At 70.8% G+C, this 14722-nt stretch carries 14 protein-coding genes and 1 other RNA gene; 9 read left to right on the top strand and 6 right to left on the bottom strand.

All coding sequences use genetic code 11. The features are described from left to right. Positions 1 to 2: 2 nt before the first annotated feature. Entirely contained in the window at positions 3 to 1010 is a 1008-nt protein-coding gene (gene hemE / locus NO364_RS16630; protein ID WP_157689824.1) for a uroporphyrinogen decarboxylase, read from the bottom strand. Between the two features lie 84 nt (positions 1011 to 1094). On the opposite strand from hemE, the gene NO364_RS16635 reads away from it, so the two are divergent. Beyond that, entirely contained in the window at positions 1095 to 1445 is a 351-nt protein-coding gene (locus NO364_RS16635; RefSeq protein WP_257628077.1) for a hypothetical protein, read from the top strand. A gap of 96 nt (positions 1446 to 1541) precedes the next feature. Here the strand turns inward: NO364_RS16635 and NO364_RS16640 are convergent, their stop codons facing one another. After that, complete coding sequence (locus NO364_RS16640) at positions 1542 to 1880, bottom strand: winged helix-turn-helix transcriptional regulator (protein WP_157689822.1); 339 nt, start codon at positions 1878 to 1880, stop codon at positions 1542 to 1544. A gap of 220 nt (positions 1881 to 2100) precedes the next feature. Between NO364_RS16640 and NO364_RS16645 the strand changes: the two genes are divergently transcribed. The 5 genes from NO364_RS16645 to NO364_RS16665 all read left to right on the top strand — a co-directional run bounded on the left by NO364_RS16645 (position 2101) and on the right by NO364_RS16665 (position 8847). Next, on the top strand, positions 2101 to 2517 hold the full coding sequence (locus NO364_RS16645; RefSeq protein ID WP_157689821.1) for a DoxX family protein: 417 nt from the start codon (positions 2101 to 2103) through the stop codon (positions 2515 to 2517). A gap of 132 nt (positions 2518 to 2649) precedes the next feature. Further along, positions 2650 to 3753, top strand: a complete 1104-nt coding sequence (locus NO364_RS16650) for a DoxX family protein (RefSeq protein ID WP_257628078.1) — start codon at positions 2650 to 2652, stop codon at positions 3751 to 3753. A gap of 108 nt (positions 3754 to 3861) precedes the next feature. After that, positions 3862 to 6189 carry a methyl-accepting chemotaxis protein gene (locus tag NO364_RS16655; protein WP_257628079.1) on the top strand — a complete coding sequence of 776 codons (2328 nt, stop codon included), beginning with the start codon at positions 3862 to 3864 and terminating at the stop codon, positions 6187 to 6189. Further along, a complete protein-coding gene (locus NO364_RS16660; protein WP_257628080.1) occupies positions 6186 to 6926 on the top strand; it encodes a bacteriorhodopsin in 741 nt (246 codons plus the stop codon). Before NO364_RS16655 ends, NO364_RS16660 begins: the two co-directional genes overlap by 4 nt. A gap of 40 nt (positions 6927 to 6966) precedes the next feature. Continuing rightward, entirely contained in the window at positions 6967 to 8847 is a 1881-nt protein-coding gene (locus NO364_RS16665) for a receiver/sensor box histidine kinase (protein WP_257628081.1), read from the top strand. Here NO364_RS16665 and NO364_RS18150 read toward each other — a convergent pair. Then, positions 8844 to 9440 (bottom strand): 2Fe-2S iron-sulfur cluster-binding protein, encoded by a 597-nt coding sequence (locus NO364_RS18150; RefSeq protein WP_157689816.1) that lies wholly within the window; start codon positions 9438 to 9440, stop codon positions 8844 to 8846. The genes NO364_RS16665 and NO364_RS18150 overlap by 4 nt on opposite strands. 58 nt (positions 9441 to 9498) lie before the next feature. Continuing rightward, positions 9499 to 10395, bottom strand: a complete 897-nt coding sequence (gene gnd, locus NO364_RS16675) for a phosphogluconate dehydrogenase (NAD(+)-dependent, decarboxylating) (RefSeq protein WP_157689815.1) — start codon at positions 10393 to 10395, stop codon at positions 9499 to 9501. Positions 10396 to 10479: 84 nt separating this feature from the next. On the opposite strand from gnd, the gene NO364_RS16680 reads away from it, so the two are divergent. Then, positions 10480 to 11577 (top strand): aminopeptidase, encoded by a 1098-nt coding sequence (locus tag NO364_RS16680; RefSeq protein WP_157689814.1) that lies wholly within the window; start codon positions 10480 to 10482, stop codon positions 11575 to 11577. Further along, the gene (locus NO364_RS16685; protein ID WP_257628082.1) at positions 11574 to 12341 is read left to right on the top strand and encodes a glycerophosphodiester phosphodiesterase; all 768 of its coding nucleotides are present in this window, start codon (positions 11574 to 11576) and stop codon (positions 12339 to 12341) included. Before NO364_RS16680 ends, NO364_RS16685 begins: the two co-directional genes overlap by 4 nt. Here NO364_RS16685 and rnpB read toward each other — a convergent pair. Then, positions 12336 to 12771, bottom strand: an RNA gene (rnpB, locus tag NO364_RS16690) — RNase P RNA component. The genes NO364_RS16685 and rnpB overlap by 6 nt on opposite strands. Before the next feature lie 188 nt (positions 12772 to 12959). Between rnpB and NO364_RS16695 the strand changes: the two genes are divergently transcribed. Next, complete coding sequence (locus tag NO364_RS16695; protein ID WP_157689812.1) at positions 12960 to 13562, top strand: TIGR00296 family protein; 603 nt, start codon at positions 12960 to 12962, stop codon at positions 13560 to 13562. Here the strand turns inward: NO364_RS16695 and NO364_RS16700 are convergent. Further along, positions 13559 to 14710, bottom strand: coding sequence for a nicotinate phosphoribosyltransferase (locus tag NO364_RS16700; RefSeq protein WP_257628083.1), 1152 nt, complete (start codon positions 14708 to 14710; stop codon positions 13559 to 13561). The genes NO364_RS16695 and NO364_RS16700 overlap by 4 nt on opposite strands. Positions 14711 to 14722 lie beyond the last annotated feature (12 nt).

A 14722-nucleotide genomic window follows, 5' to 3' on the forward strand; every position in this document is an offset into this window, starting at 1 on the left:
GCCTACCGGCTGATCGACTTCGCCGTCTCGACGAACGCCCGCACGGACTCGACGGGCGTGTCGCGGTCGACGCCGTGGCCGAGGTTGAGGATGTGCCCGCGCGGCCCCGCGGCGTCGATCACCGCCCGCGTCCGCTCGCGGACGAAGTCGGTCGGGCCGAAGAGATGCTGGGGGTCGAGGTTGCCCTGGACCGGCCGGTCGCCGAGCGTCTCCCGGGCCTCGGCCATGTCGACGGTCCAGTCGAGACCGACCACGTCGGCGCCGGTCGCATCGAGGCTGTCGAGGCGGCCGGCCATGTTGCGTACGAAGACGATGGAGGGCACCGAGAGGTCCGACAGGATCTCGCGGTGGAGCGGCAGGACGAACTCGCGGTAGTCAGCGGGCGAGAGCACGCCCGCGTAGGTGTCGAACAGCTGTACCACGTCGGCGCCGTGGTCGGCCTGATACTCCAGATACTCCCGGACCACGTCCGCGAACGCCGAGAGGAGGGAGCGGAACGCCTCGGGGTGACGCGCCCGGAAGCGCCGAACCGGGCCGTGGTTCCGTGAAGCGCCGCCGGCGACGGCGTAGGAGGCGAGGGTGAACGGGCCGCCGGCGAAGCCGATGATGGCCGTCTCCGAGCCTACCCGCTCGACGAGGTTGTCGAGCAGCGACCCGACGAAGTCGAGGTCCTCGGCCACCGATCCGCGGGGGCGCTCGGCGTCCGCGGGCCCCTCGACGGGGTTCTCGACGACGGGGCCGACGCCGCTCTCGAGGTGGTAGTCGAAGCCCAGCGGCTCCAGTACGGTCAGGATGTCGGAGAACATCACCACCCCATCGGGTTCGTACAGTTCCCACGGCAGGAGGGTGATCCGCGTGGCCACCTCCGGCGTCTCGATGGCCTCGCGGAACTCGTAGTCGGCGCGGATTTCGCGGTACTCGGGGATGTGCCGGCCGGCCTGTCGCATCAACCAGACGGGCGGCCGTTCGGTCCGTTCGCCCCGTGCCGCGCGGACGAGGAGGTGCGTCATGGCGGGTGGTCGAGCCGAGGGCGGCTAAGTATGTCGCCTCGTCCTCGACCGGGAGTATTTGTATCGCGGTCCCCTAACGCGCGCATGGACTCGGGAATAATTAATCGTGATCGACCCTCCGCGCTGGACGTCTCCCTGCTCGGCCTCATCGCCACCATCGTCGGCGGGTACGGTCGATCCATCTCCGTGCCGGCCGACACTGCTCCCAACCTCATCCGGTTTTTCTCGGTGTCCCCGGATCGGACCTATCCGGCGGTGATGCCCCAGGACAAGGCGTTGCTCCTCCTGAACGACCCGGCGACGGGCGAGGCCACCCGGCAGGCCGCCGACGCGGGCGGATCGCTCCACGGCGTCTGGACGCTCGTGGCCTTCCTCGGGTTGCTCCTCCTGTTCGCAGGGCCGGCCATCGTGTGGCTGAACCGCGGGGACGATTGATACTGTTTATTGTAAATCGTTACCGGTGGTTCGCCGGACCGCTCTGGCGAACCACCGGTAAACAGTTACAATAATCCGTATGAGACGGTCGGGCGTTCAGGCCTCCAGTTCCTCCTCGGCGACCCACTCCCGCGCCCAGTCCCCGATGGCGTCGAACACCGGACAGAGCGACTCCCCCTTCTCGGTCAGCGAGTAGTACGTCGCCACCGGGGCGTCCTCCTCCAGTCGCCGGTCGACGAAGCCCATCTCCTGTAGGTCGTCGACGACCCGGGAGAGCGTTCGCGAACTCGCACCGGTGGAGCGTTTGAGTTCGTTGAACCGCTTCTCGCCCTCCTGCAGGTCGTGTAGGACCGCCAGTCGCCACTGCGAGCCGATCTGTTCGAGCGAGTCGATGACGTAACACGTCTCCGTGTCGCTGCCCGTTCCGATAGCCATACCGGGGACACGCGCTCCCGCCGGTTAGCAGTTCCGGAACGAATCAGGTGTCGAAATGTTACCGTGATAGCGCCACCCCCGGTGACATCCGCGCCACCCGGTGACACCAATGTCAGATAACGTATATTTCCGTGGGGGGCGTGGGTACGGGTACGATGATTCACTCATCCACCGCCGACGCACCGTTTCGCACGACCACTCCCGCCGGGGTGGTCGCCTGATGGCCTTCGACACCGCCGGTGCGGGCGTGGCCTTCCTGCTCGCCCGCGTCCTCTTCGGCGTCGTCCTGGCGTTCACCGGGTTGAACCACTTCCTGAACGCCGAGGGGATGATCGGCTACGCGCAGGCCAAGGGCATCCCCGCGGCGTCCCTCGGCGTCCCCGTCTCCGGTGGCCTGCTGATCGCCGGCGGTCTGGGCATCGTCCTCGGCGTCTACCCGACGCTCGCGGCCGGCGCCATCGCCGTCTTCCTCGCCGCCGCGACGCCGACGATGCACGACTTCTGGAACGCCCCCGAGGAGGAGTACCAGAACGAGTTCAACAACTTCCTGAAGAACGTCGCCCTCCTCGGTGGCGCGCTCGCCTTCCTCGTGTTCGCCAGCGAGACGTGGCCGCTCGCGGCCAACGTCGGCATCTGAGTCGCGTCCGAACGTCGTCCCACGGCCGCGCTCCGTCGGGCCATCGGGTGCACGACCCGTTTCGAACGCGACGATAGCGCGGGTACTGCACCGAGCCGAGTGTTTATCAGCGACGGTAGCCTCGGTTGGCGCATGAACAGCGACTGGAACCGCCGCGTCGTGCCGGGACTACTCGTGGCACTGCTCGTCGCCACGCGTCCCGTCAGGGCACACGTCGACTACGTCACGGAGGGGGACGACGACGGGCCCACGGTCGTCGAGTTCCTCACTACCGTCCTCTCGGACCCGCTTCACCTCGCGCTCCTCGGCGGCGGCGGCGTCGGCGTCGTCGTCGCGACGGCGGGGTGGCTCCGGTACGGCGACCACCTGCGGGACGTGACGGTGATCCGGCGGACGCTCCGCTCGTACCAGCCGTACCTCGGCTGGCTGTTGCGTCTCGCCACCGGCCTCCCGCTCATGGGCGCCGGCTTCGGCGGCTATTTCTTCTCGCCCGTCGTCACCGTCGAGGTGCGACTCGTCCAGATCACCCTCGCGTTCCTCCTCCTGTTCGGGTTCGCGACGCGGCTGGCGGCCGCCGCCGGCCTCGTCACCTACCTCGTCGGCCTAGCGACGCATTTCCCCACGCTCCTGCTCGCCTCCGAGTACGTCGCCGGCTTCCTCGGCATCCTCGTCGTCGGTCCCGGCCAGCCGAGCGCGGACCTCCTCCTGCGCCGGCTGGTTCTCACCGACGGCACGATAATGAGCCGGTTTCGCGACACACCGACCGTTCCGGACCTCCTCTCCAGGGCCGGTGTCGAGAAGTCCGTCGCGCCCCTGTTCATCCGGATCTTCCTCGGGTTCAACTTCGCGTACCTCGGCGTGACCGAGAAGTGGCTCGACCCGGGCCGGGCGCTCCAGGTCGTCGAGAAGTACGACCTCACGGCGGTCCTCCCGGTCGCTCCCGAGATGTGGGTGTTCGGCGCCGGCCTCGGCGAACTCGTCGTCGGCCTCTGTATCCTCACCGGCACCTTCACCCGGAGCGCCGCCGGCGCCGGCTTCCTCATCCTCACGACCACGCTCTTCGGCCTCCCGGACGACCCGGTGCTCGCCCACGTCACCCTCTTCGGCCTCACCTCGGCGCTCCTGATCACCGGGAGCGGGCCCGTCGCACTCGACCGCTCGGTGATCCCCGTGCTCCGGACGCGGTTCGGCCGTTCCCCCCCGGACGACCCCGAAGTGACGACGCCGGCCGACTGACCGGGGACGCCCTCCGCCGCCGCGGTGGCCCGATACGTCCACCGATTATCAGATGTTGTACTTGGAGGGGTGCGGTTATTATAATCTATTCTCAACGACGTAGCAGGCATGGGCATTCCCCTTCTGAATCGCATACGAGAGCGGTACGGGCTCAAGCTGGTAGCCGCCCTCGTCGCGGCGCTGCTGTTGACGGTCGCGGTCGGCGGTGTGGTGAGCGCCGATGCGTCGGCACAGTTACGCGACGACGTCCAGCAACACATGACGGAGCGGACGGAACAGCGGTCGGCACAGCTCGACGCGTGGCTCACCGGGCTGACGACACAGGCGCGGGTGGCCTCGGACCACCCGGCGCTCCGGAGCGACGACCGGGCGGCCGTCGAGTCGCGGCTCGACGAACTGGCCAGCGAGGATCGGGCGCCGCCGGGGGTCGTGGCGGTCCACTACGTCGACGCCACCTCCGGCACCATCGTGACCAGTTCCGACGACGACCTCGTCGGTGTCGACGCCCGCGCCCAGGGCGCGCCCTTCGCGCAGGAGGACGTCGCCTTCGAGGGCGCCGACGACGTGCTGGTCACCGACCCCTTCCGCCCCGATGTCGTCGACTTCACGACCGTCGCCGTCGCGACGCCCGTCGACGGACGGTCGGACCGACTGCTGGTCTACATGGTCAACTTCGAACGGCAGGTGGGGGGGTTCGCCACCGCTGACGACGGAACCGAGACGGTCGTCGTCGGCGAGGACGGCACGATCATCGCCCACCCGGACACGGCGCTGATCGGTTCGGACGTCGGCGAGACGTCGACGTTCGTCCCCGACGGGGCCTTCGCGGGCGCGACCTTCGCGGAGACCGACGGGCAGGCCGTCGCCGCCGCGCCGATGGAGACCACCGACTGGTCGGTCGTCGTCTCCCAGCCCGCCGACGCGGCCTTCGCCGTCCAGCGGGGCGTCGTCTCGGGGATCCTCGGCCTCATCCTCGTGGCCGTCATCTCCCTGTCCCTGATCGGTGTCACCGTCGGGAGTCGGACCTCGCTGTCCCTGCGGCGGCTGGCGGACAAGGCCGAGGCGATGGCGACCGGCGACCTCGACGTCGACCTGACGACCGGCCGGACCGACGAGATCGGCCAGCTCTACTGGTCGTTCGACCAGATGCGTGACTCCCTCCGGGAGCGCATCGCCGAGGTCGAGGAGGCCCTCGACGAGGCGGAGGCGGCCCGCGCCGAGGCCGAAGCGGCCCGCGCCGAGGCGACTCGCACCAGCGAGCGCCTCGAACGCACCGCCGAGACCTACGGTGAGGTGATGCAGGACGTGGCCGACGGCGACCTCACCCGCCGGATCGACGTGAACGACTCCAACGAGGCGATGGCCACCATCGGCGTCGCGTTCAACGATATGGTCTCCTCGATCGAGTCGACGATCCACGAGGTCAAGACCTTCGGCACGGAGGTCGCCAACGCCGCCGAGGCGGTCGACAGCAACGCCGCCAAAGTCAAGGCCGCGAGCGAGGAGGTCAACGAGTCGGTCGCGGAGATCGCCGACGGGGCGCGCACCCAGACCGAGAGCCTCCAGGACATGACCGGCGAGGTGAACGACCTGTCGGCCAGCGCCGAGGAGATCGCCGCCACCGTCGACACGGTCGCGGATACCTCCGAGCACGCGGCCGAGGCGGGCGCGGACGGCCGCGCCGCCGCCGAGGCCGCCGTCGAGGAACTCGACGGGATCGAGGAGACGACCGAGGCGACCCAGACGGAGGTCGAGGCGCTCAACGAGGAGATGGCCGAGATCGGCGAGATCGTCGACGTCATCTCCGACATCGCCGAGCAGACGAACCTGCTCGCCCTCAACGCCTCCATCGAGGCCGCCCACGCCAACGGCGAGGCGGGCGACGCCGACGGCTTCGCCGTCGTCGCCGACGAGGTGAAGAACCTCGCCGAGGAGACCAAGGAGTCCGCAAGCGAGATCGAAGCCCGGATCGAGTCGGTCCGCGAGCGGACCGAAGACGTCGTCTCCGGCACCCAGGAGACCGGACAGCGCGTCGCCGAGGGCGTCGAGACCGTCGAGGGCGCCATCGACGCGCTCGAACAGATCGCCGACTACGTCGAGGAGATCGACACCAGCATCCAGGGCATCGCCGACGCCACCGACGGCCAGGCCGACTCCACCGAGCGGGTCGTCGAGAGCCTCGACGAGGTGGCGGCGATCAGCAAGCAGACCGCCGAGGAGGCCACCGGCGTGACCGACACCGCCAGCCGGCAGGAGCGGACCCTCGCCGAGGTCGACGACGCGGCCGACGAGCTGACCCGCCGGGCCGCGCGCCTGCGCGAACAGCTCGCCGACTTCGAGGTCGACGACGCGGGCGCGGACCCCGAGCCGTCGGCCGCCGGCGGGCGGTCGAACGCGCTCGGTGACGGCGGCTACGAGGAGGGGGGTCGCCGATGATCTCCTCCGTCTCGACTTGGGCGGCCCTCGGCGCCGTCGGCATGGTCCTCGGCACCTTGGCGCCGCTGTGGGGGCTCCGCAACGACCCCGAACGCCGCGAACATTACCTCGTGCTCGCCGGCGTCACCGGCGTCGCGGCCGTCGCGTACACCCTGATGTCGCTCGGGATCGGCGACGTCGCCGTCTCCGGACGGATCGTCTCCCTGCCCCGCTACGTCGACTGGCTGATCACGACCCCCCTTATCCTCCTCTTCCTCGCGATGCTCGGGAACACGGGGCGCGGGTCGCTCGGCCGCCTGATCGTCGCCGACATCACCCTGCTCGTCCTCGGCGCGGTGGCCGTCGCCATCCCCGGCCGGATCCGCTGGCTGGCCTTCGTCGGCGGCCTCGCCGCCTTCGGCGTGCTGGTGTACGAACTCTACGTGCGCATCCCGCGCCTGGCGTCGTTCACGAACGAGCGGGCGCGCACCCTCTTCGTCACCCTCCGGAACCTGACCATCGCGCTCTGGACGCTCTACCCGCTCGTCTGGGTACTCGCACCCTCCGGCGTCGGGCTGCTCACCCGCGACATGACGATGCTGGTGATCGCCTACCTCGATCTGATCAGCAAGGCGGCGTTCGTCGTGCTGGCGGTCGACGGCATGGACGCCCTCGCCGACGCCGCCCGCGGGGCGACCGGCGCCGACCCCGTCGCGACCGACGGCGGCGACGCGTCCGACGCCGAAACCGCCGACTGATCGATCCCTGACCGGCAGGGTTACATCACCCACTCTCACCATGACCGACATAACGACCGAGTCCCGGATTTCGGTTCTCCACGTCGACACCGATCCCTCGGTCGCCGACCGTCTGGACCGGGCCGATCCCCGGTTGTCGGTCCGGACGGCCACCGCCGCCGCCGACGCGCTCGCCACCCTCGACGACGCGCCCTCCCCGCCGGTCGACTGCCTGGTGAGCGAGTACGACCTCCCCGGGACGGACGGGCTCGGACTGCTCGACGCCGTCCGGGAGCGCCGTCCCGACCTTCCGGTGGTGCTCTACACCGACGCGGGCGACGAGGGGATCGCCAGCGACGCCATCGCCGCCGGCGTCACCGACTACGTCCCGAAGCGACGCGGCCCCGACCGACTCGCGGACCGCCTCCGTGACGCGGTCGAGGGCGCGGGGCCCGATCGAGCCGCACCCGACCGGGACGCCCAGTACCGGCGACTCTTCGAGGACGCGCCGGTGATGTACGTGGTCTTCCGGGACGTGAACGGCGAACCCGTCGTCGCGGACTGCAACGACCGCTTTCTCGACCGACTCGGCTACGACCCCGACGCAGTGTTCGGCCGATCGATCTGGGATCTCTACGCCCAGTCGTCGATGCCCGACGCCGTCGAGGGGTTCGACCGCGGGCGCGAGGGCACCTTCGGTCACCAGGAGCGGACGCTGATCGCTGCGGACGGCAATCACGTCGAGACGCTGTTTCGCGCCAGCCCGCGGGTGAACGCCGACGGCGAGGTGATCGGGACGCTCGGCCTCTACGTCGACATCACGGAGAACAAACGGCGGGAACGGACGCTGGAGCGTCTCCACGACGTGACGCGGTCGCTCGTCCGCGCCGCGGACCGGACCGAGGTGGCGGAGACCGTCGTCGACGCGGTGCGCGACGTCCTCGGCTACCCGCGGAACCTGGTCCGTCTCGTCGACGACGACGGGGCCGAACTCCCGCCGGTCGCGATCACCGACGAGGCCGCGGCGACGCTCGGCGAGCGGCCACATTACGCGGTCGGCGAGGGGACCGCCGGGCGCGCCTTCGCCGACGACGAGACGCTCGTCTACGACGACGTGCGGACCGTCGACGACGGCTACGACCGGTCCGGCGTCCGCGCGGCGATGTTCGTCCCCATCGGCGATCACGGCGTGTTGAGCGTCGGGAGCACGGAGGCCGGCGCCTTCGACGCCGCCGACGTCCACCTCGCGGAGGTGTTCGCCGCCAACGCCGGCACGGCGCTGACGCTCCTCGACCGCACCCGTGAGCTCGAACGGCAGAACGAGCGGCTGACCGACTTCGCCAGCGTCGTCTCACACGACCTCCGGACGCCACTCTCGGTCGTCGACGGCTCGCTCGAACTCGCCCGCGAGCGGTACGGCGACGACGCGGACCTCGCCCGCGCCGCCCGGTCGCTCGACCGCGGGTTCGACCTCATCGAGGAACTGCTGACGCTCGCCCGCGGCGCCGACACGCTCTCCCCCGAACCCCTCTCCCTGCGGTCGGCGGCCGCGGCGTGCTGGGAGTCCCTCGCGACCGACGACGACGAAACGCTCGTCGCCGACGACGCGACGATCCGCGCCGACGAGGCCGCGTTCCGCCGCCTGCTGGAGAACCTCCTCGGCAACTGCGTGGCACACGGCGCGACCGACGCCGGCGTGACCGTCACCGTCGGCCTCCTCGCGGACGACCGGGGGCTCTACGTCGCCGACGACGGGCCGGGAATCGACGACGACGTCGGCGATGACGTCTTCGAGGTGGGGTTCACCACCGACGACGGGGGGACGGGCCTGGGGCTGGCCATCGTCGAACGGATCGCACAGGAACACGGGTGGACCGTCGGCCTCGGCGAGGCGGACGGCGCTCGGTTCGAGATCGAGGGCGTCGACGTCGTGTCGGCCTAGGGCGCCTCGCCGGTCTCGATGGTGAAGTCGTCCTTCGGGTAGGCCACGCAGGTCAGCGTGTAGCCGTCGCCGAGTTCGTTGTCGTCGAGCATCTGCTGGTCGTCGTGAACGACGTAGTCCTCGGCGTTGCCGCCGGAGGTGATCTGTCCGGCACACGAGACACACTGTCCCTGTCGACAGGCGTAGGGCATGTCCCAGCCCGCGTCCTCGCCGGCCTCGAGGACGGTCTCGTTTTCGGCCACCTCGATGGTGTCGCCCTCCTTGGTGAACTCGATCTCGAAGGTCTCGGCCTCGTCGTCGGGCACGTCCCACGGCCCGGACTCCTCGGCCGCCTCGCCGCCTTCGAGTTCGGCCCCTTCCTCCTCGCCCGCGACCGCGCCCGCCGCGACGGCCCCGCCGCCGCCGGCGCCGATGGCCCGGTTCATGGGCTCGGGGAAGTCGGTCTCGGGCACCGACTCGGCCCGCCGTTCGAGTACCTCCTGACTGATGTCCGTCGTGGAGGTCCACCCCGTCCCCTTCGAGAGATGGAGGGCAACGGCCGTGAGCGTGAGGGCTGCGCCGATACCCAGCCCCACCAGATTTACCTCGACCATGGCTGGCGGTATGGATGCGGGGGTTAAGGGAATTGTGATCCCCGTCGCCACCCGGGAGTCACTCCTCGCGTCGCGCGACCTCGTGGCGGCCGAACCCGTAGCGCAGGCGGTTGGCCAGGCGCCGCGAGAACCGGTCCCGGCGCGAGCCGAACCGCTCGGCGAGCGCCCCGTGGATCAGCGGGACCGGCACCTCCCGCTCCAGTGCCTCCCGGACCGTCCACGTCCCCGTCGATCCGCCGGCGACGTGGTCGGCCACGTCGTCCAAGTCGGTGCCCTCCTCGCGGAACGCCTCCTCGCAGAGTTCCAGCAGCCACGAGCGGATCACCGCGCCGTTGTTCCAGGTCCGCGCGACCGCCTCCAGGTCCAGGTCGTACCGGCCCTCGTGGAGCAGTTCGAACCCCTCGCCGTAGGCCTGCATCAGCGCGTACTCGACGCCGTTGTGGACCATCTTCACGTAGTGACCCGACCCGGCCGGCCCCATCCGGTCGTGGCCGTCCGGGCCGGTGGCGACGGCGTCGAAGACCGGAACCAGTTCGTCGTAGGCCCACTCGGGGCCGCCGATCATGAGCGAGAACCCCAACTCGGCGCCGGCGGGCCCGCCGCTCGTCCCGCAGTCGAGGTAGGCGGCGTCGGTCGTCTCCGCTCGCCGGACCGAATCCTCGAAGTGGGAGTTGCCACCGTCGACGACCACGTCCGCGTCCGACAGCCGCGGTTCGAGTTCGTCGAGGGCGGCGTCCACCGGATCGCCCGCGGGTACCATCAGCCAGATCCGCTTCCCGTCGCCGAGGCGGTCCGCGAGGTCGACGATCGAGTCGGCCGGCTCCGCACCGGCCTCGGCGGCCGACGCCACCGCTTCCTCGTCGATGTCGAACGCGACGACCTCGTGGCCGGCCGCGAGCACTCGATCGACGACGATCCGTCCCATCCGTCCCAGCCCGATGACGCCCAGTTGCATATCCCCCCTTCCCGGACGCCGGGAGGTAGTGGTTGCGGTCTCCGCCCTCGCCGCCCTTTTGCTCCCCCGCGGCCATCCCTTCCCATGGACGACCGCATCCGCGCTCATGCCGAGACGCTCGTCGACTGGAGCGCCCGAGTCGACCCCGGCGACGACGTGGTCGTGCGCGTCGAGGAGGGAGCCCACGACCTCGCCGTCGCCGTCGCCGCCGCCCTCGGCGACCGGGGCGCGAACCTGCTCGCCACCTACGGCTCCGACGAGGTAACTCGCGCCTACCTCCGCGCCCACGACGGCGACTTCGCCCCCGCCGACGCCGAGCGTGCCCTCTACGAGCGCGCCGACGTCACCCTCTCGCTTCGCGGCGGCCGGAACACCGCGGCGACCGCCGACGTCCCCGGCGACGTGCGGAACGCCCACGCCCGCGCCCGGAGTGACGTCCGCGAGGCGCGTCTGGCGACCGACTGGGTGTCGACGGTCCACCCCACCCGTTCGCTCGCCCAGGCCGCCGGGATGTCCTACGAGGCCTACCGCGAGTTCGTCTACGACGCCGTCCTCCGCGACTGGGCGGCTCTCGCCGACGAGATGGGACGGGTGAAAGCACGTCTCGACGACGCCGACGAGGTCCGCATCGTCGCGGACGGCACGGACGTCACGCTCCCCGTCGCCGGCCGCACCGCCGTCAACAGCGCCGCGAGCGTCGCCTACGACTCCCACAACCTCCCCAGCGGGGAGGTGTTCACCGCGCCCGCGTCCGCCGAGGGGGAGGTGACCTTCGACGTGCCCGTCACCGTCGAGGGGGCCCGCGTCCGCGACGCCCACCTCGTCTTCGCCGACGGCGAGGTGGTCGAGTTCTCGGCGGCGACCGGCGAGGCCGCGCTCGCCGACTGCCTCGCCACCGACGCCGGCGCGAAGCGACTGGGGGAGCTCGGGATCGGCATGAACCGCGGCATCACGCGCCCCACGGACAACGTCCTCTTCGACGAGAAGATGGCGGGCACCGTCCACCTCGCCCTCGGCCGCGCCTACGACGCCTGCCTGCCCGACGGGGAGGCGGGGACGGAGAGTGCGATCCACGTCGACCTCATCACCCGGATGGGCGAGGGGTCGCGGCTCCTGGTCGACGGCGAGCCGATCCAGCGCGACGGCCGCTTCGTGTGGGAGGAGGGCACTGAGCGCACGTGACGCCGACCGTCGTCGCCCACCGCGGGTTCGCCGGCGTCAACCCGGAGAACACCGTCGGCGCCGTCCGGGCGGCCGCCGACCGGGCCGCCCTCGTCGAGGTCGACGTCGTCGCCTGCGCCGACGGCACGCCGGTCGTCTTCCACGACGACCGACTCGACGACGGCGACGGGAGTCGCGGAATCACCGACGGCGCGGGCGCGGTCCGGAACCTCCACCCGTCGACGGTGACGGCCGCGGGGGTGCTGGCGAGCGGCGAGACGGTCCCGTCCCTCGACCGCCTGCTCGCCGAGACGGACGCACCGCTCAACGTCGAACTCAAGCGGCCGCGGGCGGCGACGGTCCGTCGGGGGGCGCTCCCGTTCGCCGAGCGCGCGGCCGCCCGCGAGCGCTGGCAGCCGTTCGTCGATCGGGTGCTTTCGGCGCTCGACGACCGGCACGTCCTCCTCTCCTCGTTCTCCGAGGGAGCGCTCGCGGCCGTCCGCGAGCGGACGGCGGACGTCGAACTGGCGCCGATCTGTCGGGAGTTCGGGACCGGTCGCGAACTCGCGGCGCGCCACGACGCCGACGCGATCCACCCCTCGCTCCCGGCGCTCCGGGCGGCCGACCCCGACGCCGTCGCGGCCACCCGCGACGCCGGCCGGACGATCAACGCCTGGACGGTGCGGACGTGGGTCGAGGCGCGGGACGCAGTGCGGGCCGGCGCCGACGGGCTGGTCGCCGACTATCCGGGGCTGGAGCGGTGGCTGGAGGAATCGAGCGGCTGAGAGGAGTAAGCCCCCTTCTGTTCGTCCCGGCATTCGGCTGAGCGTCCACCTCCGCGTCCGGACTACCTTGACGAGGCGGACTTGCACCGGTGAGGATTCGCCGTTCCATCCGTTCTCGGCCGTCGCGGGACCCGACGGGTCCCGTGGGGCGTCCGGTGGAACCGTACGCCGTCGGCGAGACGCGAAGCGCCTCGAAGGCGCGCGGCGGACGCCGCTCGCAGCTCCGTGGTCCCTTCGCGATCACGCTACCCTCGGTGGGTCAACTCCCCTCGCTCGCGCTCGGGTTCGCACACCTCATCGGTCGGGCCGAGTGGTCTCGTTTCTGTTCCAGAGCCAGCCGTCTCCGACTCCGGGCTTGCGCCCGGTCACCCGTCCGGACGGTGGGGGGACTTTCCTCGTGTTCGCACACGGGGGCCGGGCTCTCTCTGCCACGTTCACCTACTCCCGCCGCTCGAATAAGCCGTTCGGTCGGACCGTGACGGCGTCCGGGGCTCTCGCGCCAGTCTCGGTAACGTCCGCCTACTCCGGACGCCGCCATCGACCCGTCGGTCAAAATTCATCACGGTCGTCCCCGGTGGAAAGGAAGGGTTCAAGTCGGTTCGGAGCGAGGTGTAGGGTATGTCAGAGGCGCAGATGGTCCGCCTTTCTTACGAGGATGGCGCCCGAGCGGTGGAACTGGCTCGCGAGGCCGTCGAAGCGTACGTACTCCAGGGCCAGCGAGAGCAGCCCGGGAGCATGCGCGACGCGTTCTACGCGCGCACCGGGGCGTTCGTCCGGATCACCTCGACTCGCGGCCGGGGACGGCTCCGAGGGTGTGCCGGCGCCTATCGCGGCAACGACCAACTCGGTCACGCCATCGTCGATGCGGCCATCACGGCCGCCTCGGACGACTCCTGTGGCTCCGAGATCGAACCCCCCGAACTCCAGACCCTCAACATCTCCATCTGTGTCGTCTGTAACCACGTCCTCACGAACGATCCGATCGCCGACCTCGAACTCGGGACACACGGCATCGCCATCGACATCGACGGCCAACACGCCTGGATGTACCCCACTCTTCCGGTCGAGAACGACTGGAACGAAGAACAGTTCCTCACCCACGCCTGCCGGAAAGCCGGCCTCTCGCCGCTCGCCTGGCAGGACGACGACGCCATGATCACGCTCTTCGAGGGCCAGGTCTTCCGCGAGCGCCCCGAGGGCGGCAGCGTCGAACAGCTCTAGGCCGTCCGGAACCCGACACGCTCCGCGTCCGCCAGCGCCCGCTCCGCCGCGGCGTCGAGGTCGAACTCCCGGACGACCTCCCCGTCCCGAAGTAGCGGTTCGAGCAACGGCTCCCCCTCCGACGGCCCCGCCCGCTCCGCGAGGGCGACGTGGTGGCCGCCCTCGGGCGTTCGGTACACCTGTTTCGTCCCCGAGAGCTTCCCCCGCTTCGCCGCCGGTTCCCCGTCGACCTCGACGATGTCGAGCGCGAAGTCCACCGGGTCGGCGTTGGAGACGTGGCCGCCGACGCCGAACCCGTCGGCGACGTCGCGGAGCTCGCGGAGCGCCGCGGGCCCCAGCCCGCCGCTCACGAACAGGTCCACGTCCGCGTGACCCCGCGTGTCGAGTTCCCAGCGCACCTCCCGGAGGATGTGCCGGAAGTCGCCCCGGCGCGACCCCGTCGTGTCGAGTCGGACGCTGTCGAGGTCCTCGCCCAGCGCCTCGACGGCACGCAACACCTCGTCCACTTCGTCGCTGTAGGTGTCACACAGCGCCACGCGCGGCACCTCGGGGCCGACCGCCTCGTCGAACGTCCGCCACCCGGATTCCTGGTTCCCTCGGCCGAAACAGATCAGCAGGGCGTGGGGCATCGTCCCCCCGGCCTCCCGACCCAGCACCTCGCCGGCGGCGACGTGGGAGATGCCGTCGAGGCCGCCGAGCAACGCGCTCCGCTCGACGACCGCCGCGATCGAGGGATGGACGTGTCGCGCGCCGAACGAGAGAACCGTCGACGCCGGCGCCGCCCGCCGGGCCTCCAGGGCCGCCGTCGCGATGCCGCTCGCGTGCGAGAGCAGGCCGAGCAGCGACGTCTCGAACCGCGCGAACGACAGGTATGGCCCCTCGATCCGGAGGACCGGCCCGCCGTCGAACAGGCGCCCCTCGCGCATCGCGTCGACGTCGACGCTCAGTCCCTCCAGCAACGCCGCCGCGTCCTTCACGCCCGCGAGCAGTTCGAACTCGCCGTCGGGGAACTGATCGGCCGTCACCTCCGCGACGACCGTCGGGTTCCGGTCGGCGTGTCGCAGCGTCGTCTCCGTCCGCAGGAAGTAGGCGTCGGTCGCCGTCCCGTCGCTGATCGCCTCGGGGCCGACGATGTCGAACGGTTCCATACCCGTCGGCTT

The organism is Haloplanus salinarum (assembly GCF_024498175.1).
Classification (GTDB): domain Archaea; phylum Halobacteriota; class Halobacteria; order Halobacteriales; family Haloferacaceae; genus Haloplanus; species Haloplanus salinarum.

Coding starts and splice junctions, on each gene's coding strand:
- hemE (WP_157689824.1), bottom strand. CDS start 1,010: ATGACGCACCTCCTCGTCCGCGCGGCACGGGGCGAACGGACCGAACGG.
- NO364_RS16635 (WP_257628077.1), top strand. CDS start 1,095: ATGGACTCGGGAATAATTAATCGTGATCGACCCTCCGCGCTGGACGTC.
- NO364_RS16640 (WP_157689822.1), bottom strand. CDS start 1,880: ATGGCTATCGGAACGGGCAGCGACACGGAGACGTGTTACGTCATCGAC.
- NO364_RS16645 (WP_157689821.1), top strand. CDS start 2,101: ATGGCCTTCGACACCGCCGGTGCGGGCGTGGCCTTCCTGCTCGCCCGC.
- NO364_RS16650 (WP_257628078.1), top strand. CDS start 2,650: ATGAACAGCGACTGGAACCGCCGCGTCGTGCCGGGACTACTCGTGGCA.
- NO364_RS16655 (WP_257628079.1), top strand. CDS start 3,862: ATGGGCATTCCCCTTCTGAATCGCATACGAGAGCGGTACGGGCTCAAG.
- NO364_RS16660 (WP_257628080.1), top strand. CDS start 6,186: ATGATCTCCTCCGTCTCGACTTGGGCGGCCCTCGGCGCCGTCGGCATG.
- NO364_RS16665 (WP_257628081.1), top strand. CDS start 6,967: ATGACCGACATAACGACCGAGTCCCGGATTTCGGTTCTCCACGTCGAC.
- NO364_RS18150 (WP_157689816.1), bottom strand. CDS start 9,440: ATGGTCGAGGTAAATCTGGTGGGGCTGGGTATCGGCGCAGCCCTCACG.
- gnd (WP_157689815.1), bottom strand. CDS start 10,395: ATGCAACTGGGCGTCATCGGGCTGGGACGGATGGGACGGATCGTCGTC.
- NO364_RS16680 (WP_157689814.1), top strand. CDS start 10,480: ATGGACGACCGCATCCGCGCTCATGCCGAGACGCTCGTCGACTGGAGC.
- NO364_RS16695 (WP_157689812.1), top strand. CDS start 12,960: ATGTCAGAGGCGCAGATGGTCCGCCTTTCTTACGAGGATGGCGCCCGA.
- NO364_RS16700 (WP_257628083.1), bottom strand. CDS start 14,710: ATGGAACCGTTCGACATCGTCGGCCCCGAGGCGATCAGCGACGGGACG.